Origin of the sequence: Rhodococcus sp. ARP2 (genome assembly GCF_001029585.1) — a bacterium.
Taxonomy (GTDB): domain Bacteria; phylum Actinomycetota; class Actinomycetes; order Mycobacteriales; family Mycobacteriaceae; genus Rhodococcus_F; species Rhodococcus_F erythropolis.
The window spans coordinates 314116-320468 of the sequence record NZ_LEKE01000024.1; the positions used below are offsets into that span (position 1 = coordinate 314116).

Below are 6353 nucleotides of genomic sequence, written 5' to 3' on the forward strand. Positions count from 1 at the left end.
TACTACCGAGCTACATGACCGACTATCACAACCAATGGCTCGCAGACCCCGGCATCGACCTCTTCAGCGAAGAGGCCACCATAGTCCGAGCATTCATAGAATCCGACTACATCGTTGACAGTGGTGGCGATCGCAGCGACGCCTACCACGGGTTCTCGAGAATCACTGCGAACACTCGTGGAACGGTCTCGAGCGATCGCCGCTACGGAGAACCCGCAGACACACCACCACGCGTCTACCGAGGTACCAGCATCAACCGGATCTTGAGTATTCAAACAATTCCCGCCGGATACCCTGGCGATTCGACCGTCGTCGCTTACGCCTGCTCCGACGCCTACGATACCGATTACGACGGCCGCAAACCGGATTCGTCGCGACTCCCGAGCAGTAGTTACGAGATCTGGATGCACAACACCGCTTCTACGGCTACCCCCTACCCTCGATTCGAAGGGCCCCGCAATGCACCGGAAGGGGACGTCTTCGGCGGCTGGATCGTCGACAAATTCACCAGCTCCACCAGCGACCGTGTGCAACAGGAGACTTGCTCTGACTGGTTCAAATCGCGTCACGACGGGAATCGACTCCGGATGAGCACCGACTTCGCCCCACCCCTCGTCCTCCCCAACTACCCCGGCTGGCCAGAATATGCGGCCCGGTAGGGGCCAGGGCAACGGTGCCGCGCCCAAATCTGACCAAGTCAGGACCTCAGCGGCGCTGCCGGACGCATGATGGAGTGATGACGGTCGAAAATTCGCACGCCTTGGACGAACTGGTAGCGGCACTCCCCGAGGGAGCCGTCCTGCTGGATCCGGATGTGACCGCGGGCTACCGCCAGGACTGGGCCGCCGACCCGACCGCCGGCCATCCCGCTGCCGTGGTTCGCGCAACGTGCACCGAAGACATCCAAACAGTGATGCGCTGGGCAACCGCCAACCGCGTACCGGTGGTTCCCAGAGGTGCCGGCTCGGGCCTTTCCGGTGGATCCAGCGCCGTCGACGGTTGCATAGTGGTCAGCACCGAGCGAATGCGACAGATCACGATCGACCCGGTCGCCCGTGTGGCGGTTACTCAGCCCGGCTTGATGAATGCGGAGGTCAAGAAAGCCGCCGCAGAGCACGGACTCTGGTACCCACCTGACCCGTCGTCCTTCGAGATCTGTTCCATCGGCGGCAATGCAGCCACCAACGCCGGCGGACTCTGCTGCGTCAAATACGGAGTTACCACCGACTACGTTCTCGGACTCCGGGTCGTGCTGGCAGACGGGACAGCGGTCAGCCTCGGAGGTCCCCTTCTCAAGGACGTCGCCGGACTCTCCCTCACCAAACTGTTCGTGGGCAGTGAGGGAACTCTCGGCATCATCACCGAAATCACGTTGCGTTTGATTCCCGCGCAGCCGCCCGCATCAACCGTCGTCGCATCGTTCGACTCGGTACAAGAAGCTGCGGACGCGGTCTTGGCGATCACCAGCAACATGCGTCCGGCGATGCTCGAGTTCATGGATCATGCCAGCATCAATGCCGTCGAGGATGCGGTACGCATGGGTCTGAACCGCAAGGCTCACGCACTGCTGCTCGCGCAGTCCGACGCACCCGGCGCGGCAGGCGTGCTGGAAATCGAGACGATTGTTCAGGCGTGCGAAAACAACGGAGCCACCGAAGTATTCGCCACCGATGACCAGGCCGAAGGTGACGCTTTTGCGGCGGCACGGCGGGCAGTGTTCCCGGCAGTGCTCGCGATGGGAAGTCTGCTTCTCGAAGACGTGGGCGTTCCCATGCGCGCACTCCCCCAGCTGGTAACCGGGGTCGAAGCCATCGCCGACGACCTCGACGTCCTGATCTGCACGGTGGCGCACGCCGGAGACGGAAACACACACCCGCTCATCGTCTTCGACCCCGCAGACCCGGACATGTCCGAACGCGCACAGATCGCATTCGGACGGGTGATGGATCTCGCCATCGCGCTCGGCGGCACGATCACCGGCGAACACGGGGTCGGTCGACTCAAGCGCGACTGGCTGCCGTCACAGTTGGGTGAAGACGTCATGGCCCTCAATCGCAAGGTCAAGGATGCGCTCGACCCGCTGGGAATTCTCAATCCCGGAGCCGTCATTGCCGCGAAAGAAGGCTCTCTCGACTAGCTTTCACGTCGACGTCGAACGAGTTACGTCATCGAGGAACCGTCGGGCTGACCGAACGGACCAGCTCGGCCAGCTGACGGAATCCTTCTGCTCGGCCACTCGACGAGCGGAACACGACGCCGATCGTGCGACCTGGAGCCGGCGAGGCGAAATGCGCCGTCGACAAGTCCCCGCGTCGAACCTCCACGGCAACAGCCGATTCCGGGACCAAAGTCACCCCGAGTCCCCCGGCCACACATTGCACGACTGTCGCGAGAGAGGTAGCCCGCGTGTCGCCGGCAAGCGGATGGGCGTCTACCGAACGGCACAGATCCAACGTCTGGTCGCGCAGGCAGTGGCCGTCGTCGAGCAAGAGCAACGGCAGCGCGTCGAGCACGTCCGCCGTGAGATCGACACGTCCGGCCAAGGAATGATCGTTCGGCACGACCATCACAAAATCCTCTTCGTACACAGGAACTTCCACCAGGCCAGGTGTTCCGGCAGGAAGCGCCAACACCGCGACGTCGAGCGCTCCCGATCGCAGGGCATCAAGCAAGCGCGCCGTTTGATCCTCGACTATTTGCGGCGCCAACGACGGTAGCTTCTCGCGCAGCTCCGGCAACAACCCCGGAAGAATGTACGGCGCAACGGTCGGGATCAACCCGATGCGTAGCGGTCCGGTCAGAGAGTCGCCGGAGCCGGCCGCGCTCGCGACGAAACCGTCGGCAGCCTCGAGGATTTGCTTCGCCTGACCGAGCAAGCGCTGTCCGTCCGCGGTCACGAGCACGCGCCGCGTACTACGTTCGATCAGTTTGACCCCTAGTCCCGCCTCGAGAGCCGCCAGCGCCTGCGACAGTGTGGGTTGGCTCACACCGGAACGTGCTGCGGCAGTACCGAAGTGCCGGTACTCGGCCACCGACACAAAGGCACGCAGCTGTGACAAGGAAGGTTGATAAGTCTGATCAGACATGCCTATCAGTGTAGTGCCACCCATCACCTTTACCTTTTGAACGGTTTGATGCAGAATGGACTCATACCAAAAAGCGCCGGTCACAACCTCGACACTCCAGTCGAAACCGTCCGACCCGCTGACGGTGACAAACCCTCTCGATCCAGCACGTTCGGCCGTCACAGTCCGAACAGCCGGATCGTGTGCGCAAGAAATTCCTGTTCACGAGACACGTAGGAGAATGAGACACATGGCTCTGCTCACAATCGGCGACCAGTTCCCCGCTTACAACCTCACGGCTGTCATCGGCGGCGACCTGTCCAAGGTCGATGCCCAGCAGCCCGATGACTACTTCACCACCGTCACCAGTGACGACTACGCAGGCAAGTGGCGCATCGTCTTCTTCTGGCCCAAGGACTTCACCTTCGTGTGCCCCACCGAGATTGCTGCATTCGGCAAGCTCAACGAAGAGTTCGCAGACCGTGACGCTCAGGTTCTCGGCGCTTCCGTCGACAACGAGTTCGTGCACTTCCAGTGGCGTGCACAGCACGAAGAGCTCAAGACCCTCCCCTTCCCGATGCTCTCGGACCTCAAGCGTGAGCTTGCCGAGGCCACCGGCGTCCTCAACGCCGACGGCGTTGCAGACCGCGCGACGTTCATCGTCGACCCCAACAACGAGATCCAGTTCGTCTCCGTCACAGCCGGTTCCGTCGGCCGTAACGTCGACGAGGTTCTCCGCGTCCTCGACGCTCTCCAGAGCGACGAGCTGTGCGCATGCAACTGGAAGAAGGGCGACCCGACCATCAACGCCGGCGAGCTTCTGACTGCGAGCGTCTGAGTATGAGCGTCGAGAACCTCAAGAACTCGCTTCCCGAGTACGCGAAGGACCTCAAGCTCAACCTGAGTTCCATTGCGCGCACGACGGTCCTGAACGAGCAGCAGTTGTGGGGAACGCTCCTCGCAACGGCCGCAGCCACCAAGTCTGCGTCCACGCTCAAGGAGATTGCTTCCGAGGCTGCCGACAACCTGTCGGCAGAGGCGTACAACGCCGCTCTCGGCGCAGCGTCGATCATGGGCATGAACAACGTCTTCTACCGCACCAAGGGCTACCTCGACGGTAAGTACGACGACCTTCGTGCCGGCCTGCGGATGAACATCATCGGCAACCCGGGCGTCGACAAGGCCGACTTCGAATTGTGGTCGCTTGCAGTGTCCGCGATCAACGGCTGCAACCACTGCCTCGAAGCTCACGAGAACACCCTCCGCCAGGAAGGTGTCGACCGCGAGGTCATCTTCGAAGCGATCCGCGCCGGTTCCATCGTCGCGGGCGTCGCACAGGCTGTCGAAGCCAACGAGATCCTCTCTGCCGCACAGGTCTGATCACTCGGACCTGAGTGCAGTTCGACGAGCCCTCCCCACCGTGAAGGTGGGGAGGGCTTTTCGCGCGCTAGGGTGGACCGATGGGTATCGAGGTGAGTGTGGTCCGGGTCTTCACGGACGAGAACGGCAAGCACGGGAATCCGTTGGGAATCGTCGACGCGTCCACGGTTGCAGAATCGGATCGACAAGCCGTCGCGAAGGAACTCGACTACAGCGAGACCATCTTCATCGACGTTCCGGATGACGGCGCCTCACGTGCGCGGGTCCAGATCTTCACTCCGGCAGCAGAACTCCCCTTCGCCGGACACCCGACCGTCGGTGCCACGTGGTGGCTGGGCGAACAGGGCCGTCGCGTGAGCGCCCTCGACGTTCCTGCCGGCAGTGTCGACGTCCGCCAATCCGGCGCTTTGACGTGGGTACGCGCGCGTGCCGAATGGGCACCGGAATTCGCGATCTATCCGATGGACACGGTCGACGACGTCATCGACGCAGATCCGTCCGACTACGAGGCGGATCATTCGTATCTGTGGGCATGGCAGGACAAGCTCGAAGCTGCCATCCGCGCACGCATGTTCGCACCGGTGATGGGAATCGCCGAGGACGAGGCGACCGGATCTGCAGCGCTGCGCATCACGGACCGGTTGAGGAAATCACTGCTCATCACCCAGGGACGCGGATCGGTGCTTCACACCACCTTCTCTCCGGAAGGGTGGCTCGAAGTCGGCGGCCGCGTCGTCGCCGAGCCGTCACGAACCTTGTGAGTACCCGGCGGGATTGCGTCCGGCCTCGAGGTCACGTGCGCTGAGTGACACCGAGATCTCGTCACCGAGCGCAACTCCCGGCGCGAGGGGCAACTGATCTCCACTCCAGAACTTGCCCGGATCGAACCAGTTGATACGACGGTTACCGACAAGCAGACCCATCGCCTCATAGGTCTTGGCAACCACTTCGGCGCAATAGGCGCTCTCGACGGCCACTGCGGACACGTCGGACTTCTTGCGCAGCTTCGGGATTCGGCCTCCGAACCAGCGTGAGGCAAGCTTCGCCGTCGACGGGAACGGCGTACCGTCCAGCCGTGCGATCGTCTTGAGCAGAGCGTCTTCCTGCTCCCGGGTGACTTCGTGGTCGAGCTGGCGCAACCATCCACGCTGCCCGTACTTGGCGCCCCAGACCTGAACCGCCGATCGCAGATCGTGCAGTTGGACACCACGCTGGAAGCGTCCGGTCCACATGTCCTGCAGCGAGTGACCGAGTTCCGCATGCCACATCAGCGGCGGAAGGTCGTCGATCACGACCGACATTCCGACGTGGTTGACCGGGCTGTTGGTCAGCGTCTGGATGGCCCGGTCCGCCGTCGACTCTCCGCGGAAGATCCAGATGTCGCCCGTGCGGGTCGCCGCGGCGGCCTCCTCGAGACTCACCTGCGAAAGCAATCGTCGGTCCATGCCTCTAGCGTAGAGGGATGAAACTCCCTACTCCTCTGCGCGCCTCGCACGTTTGGAAACTGGTCGGCCTCGCCGGTGCAATGGGCGTTGCCGCCACCGGGGTTCTCGTTGCGCGCGGCGAACGCCAGCGTCGGGCCTACTCTCCGGACGAAATTCGCTCGGTACTGCACGAGCGGTACACCCAGGCCTACGCCAAGCAGTCGGAACAAGAGGTTCTGGAACTCGAACCTGCACCCAACGCTGTGCGGCGCCGAATCGAGAAACTCTTCCGGCGCCGCAACTGAAACTCATCCGAGAGCTGCGAGGATCCCTGCTGCCAACTCCGCGACCTGATCATCGGTCATGACGAACGTCGGCGAAATCTGCATCGCACCCTGACCCGCCGCGCGACCCGAAATACCGTGCTCACGCAACGTCTTCACGAACGGCAAAGCCTCCGCCGGATCAGCCAACTGCACCGCAG

At 62.7% G+C, this 6353-nt stretch carries 8 protein-coding genes and 1 pseudogene; 6 read left to right on the forward strand and 3 right to left on the reverse strand.

Annotated elements, in window-relative coordinates:
- Positions 1 to 14: 14 nt before the first annotated feature.
- Positions 15 to 659, forward strand: coding sequence for a hypothetical protein (locus tag ABX74_RS05890; protein WP_047888407.1), 645 nt, complete (start codon positions 15 to 17; stop codon positions 657 to 659).
- 77 nt (positions 660 to 736) lie between these two features.
- Positions 737 to 2137 (forward strand): FAD-binding oxidoreductase, encoded by a 1401-nt coding sequence (locus tag ABX74_RS05895; RefSeq protein ID WP_047888408.1) that lies wholly within the window; start codon positions 737 to 739, stop codon positions 2135 to 2137.
- 28 nt (positions 2138 to 2165) lie between these two features.
- On the opposite strand, the gene ABX74_RS05900 is transcribed toward ABX74_RS05895, so the two are convergent.
- Positions 2166 to 3086 carry a hydrogen peroxide-inducible genes activator gene (locus ABX74_RS05900; RefSeq protein ID WP_020907545.1) on the reverse strand — a complete coding sequence of 307 codons (921 nt, stop codon included), beginning with the start codon at positions 3084 to 3086 and terminating at the stop codon, positions 2166 to 2168.
- Positions 3087 to 3315: 229 nt separating this feature from the next.
- Between ABX74_RS05900 and ABX74_RS05905 the strand changes: the two genes are divergently transcribed.
- From ABX74_RS05905 to ABX74_RS05915, 3 genes are all read left to right on the forward strand, one after another.
- Positions 3316 to 3903: a peroxiredoxin gene (locus ABX74_RS05905; RefSeq protein ID WP_003942119.1), complete on the forward strand. Its 588-nt coding sequence runs from the start codon at positions 3316 to 3318 to the stop codon at positions 3901 to 3903.
- A gap of 2 nt (positions 3904 to 3905) precedes the next feature.
- A complete protein-coding gene (locus ABX74_RS05910) occupies positions 3906 to 4445 on the forward strand; it encodes a carboxymuconolactone decarboxylase family protein (RefSeq protein WP_003942122.1) in 540 nt (179 codons plus the stop codon).
- An 80-nt stretch (positions 4446 to 4525) separates the two neighbouring features.
- The gene (locus tag ABX74_RS05915; protein WP_003942237.1) at positions 4526 to 5206 is read left to right on the forward strand and encodes a PhzF family phenazine biosynthesis protein; all 681 of its coding nucleotides are present in this window, start codon (positions 4526 to 4528) and stop codon (positions 5204 to 5206) included.
- Here ABX74_RS05915 and ABX74_RS05920 read toward each other — a convergent pair.
- Positions 5192 to 5890, reverse strand: coding sequence for a hypothetical protein (locus ABX74_RS05920; RefSeq protein ID WP_019748222.1), 699 nt, complete (start codon positions 5888 to 5890; stop codon positions 5192 to 5194). The genes ABX74_RS05915 and ABX74_RS05920 overlap by 15 nt on opposite strands.
- Positions 5891 to 5907: 17 nt before the next feature.
- Here ABX74_RS05920 and ABX74_RS05925 point away from each other — a divergent pair, with 17 nt between their 5' ends.
- The gene (locus ABX74_RS05925) at positions 5908 to 6174 is read left to right on the forward strand and encodes a hypothetical protein (protein WP_007732799.1); all 267 of its coding nucleotides are present in this window, start codon (positions 5908 to 5910) and stop codon (positions 6172 to 6174) included.
- A gap of 3 nt (positions 6175 to 6177) precedes the next feature.
- On the opposite strand, the pseudogene ABX74_RS30145 reads toward ABX74_RS05925, so the two are convergent.
- A pseudogene (locus ABX74_RS30145) lies at positions 6178 to 6353 on the reverse strand (aspartate aminotransferase family protein); the annotation flags it as partial.

Coding starts and splice junctions, on each gene's coding strand:
- ABX74_RS05890 (WP_047888407.1), top strand. CDS start 15: ATGACCGACTATCACAACCAATGGCTCGCAGACCCCGGCATCGACCTC.
- ABX74_RS05905 (WP_003942119.1), top strand. CDS start 3,316: ATGGCTCTGCTCACAATCGGCGACCAGTTCCCCGCTTACAACCTCACG.
- ABX74_RS05915 (WP_003942237.1), top strand. CDS start 4,526: ATGGGTATCGAGGTGAGTGTGGTCCGGGTCTTCACGGACGAGAACGGC.
- ABX74_RS05900 (WP_020907545.1), bottom strand. CDS start 3,086: ATGTCTGATCAGACTTATCAACCTTCCTTGTCACAGCTGCGTGCCTTT.
- ABX74_RS05925 (WP_007732799.1), top strand. CDS start 5,908: ATGAAACTCCCTACTCCTCTGCGCGCCTCGCACGTTTGGAAACTGGTC.
- ABX74_RS05920 (WP_019748222.1), bottom strand. CDS start 5,890: ATGGACCGACGATTGCTTTCGCAGGTGAGTCTCGAGGAGGCCGCCGCG.
- ABX74_RS05910 (WP_003942122.1), top strand. CDS start 3,906: ATGAGCGTCGAGAACCTCAAGAACTCGCTTCCCGAGTACGCGAAGGAC.
- ABX74_RS05895 (WP_047888408.1), top strand. CDS start 737: ATGACGGTCGAAAATTCGCACGCCTTGGACGAACTGGTAGCGGCACTC.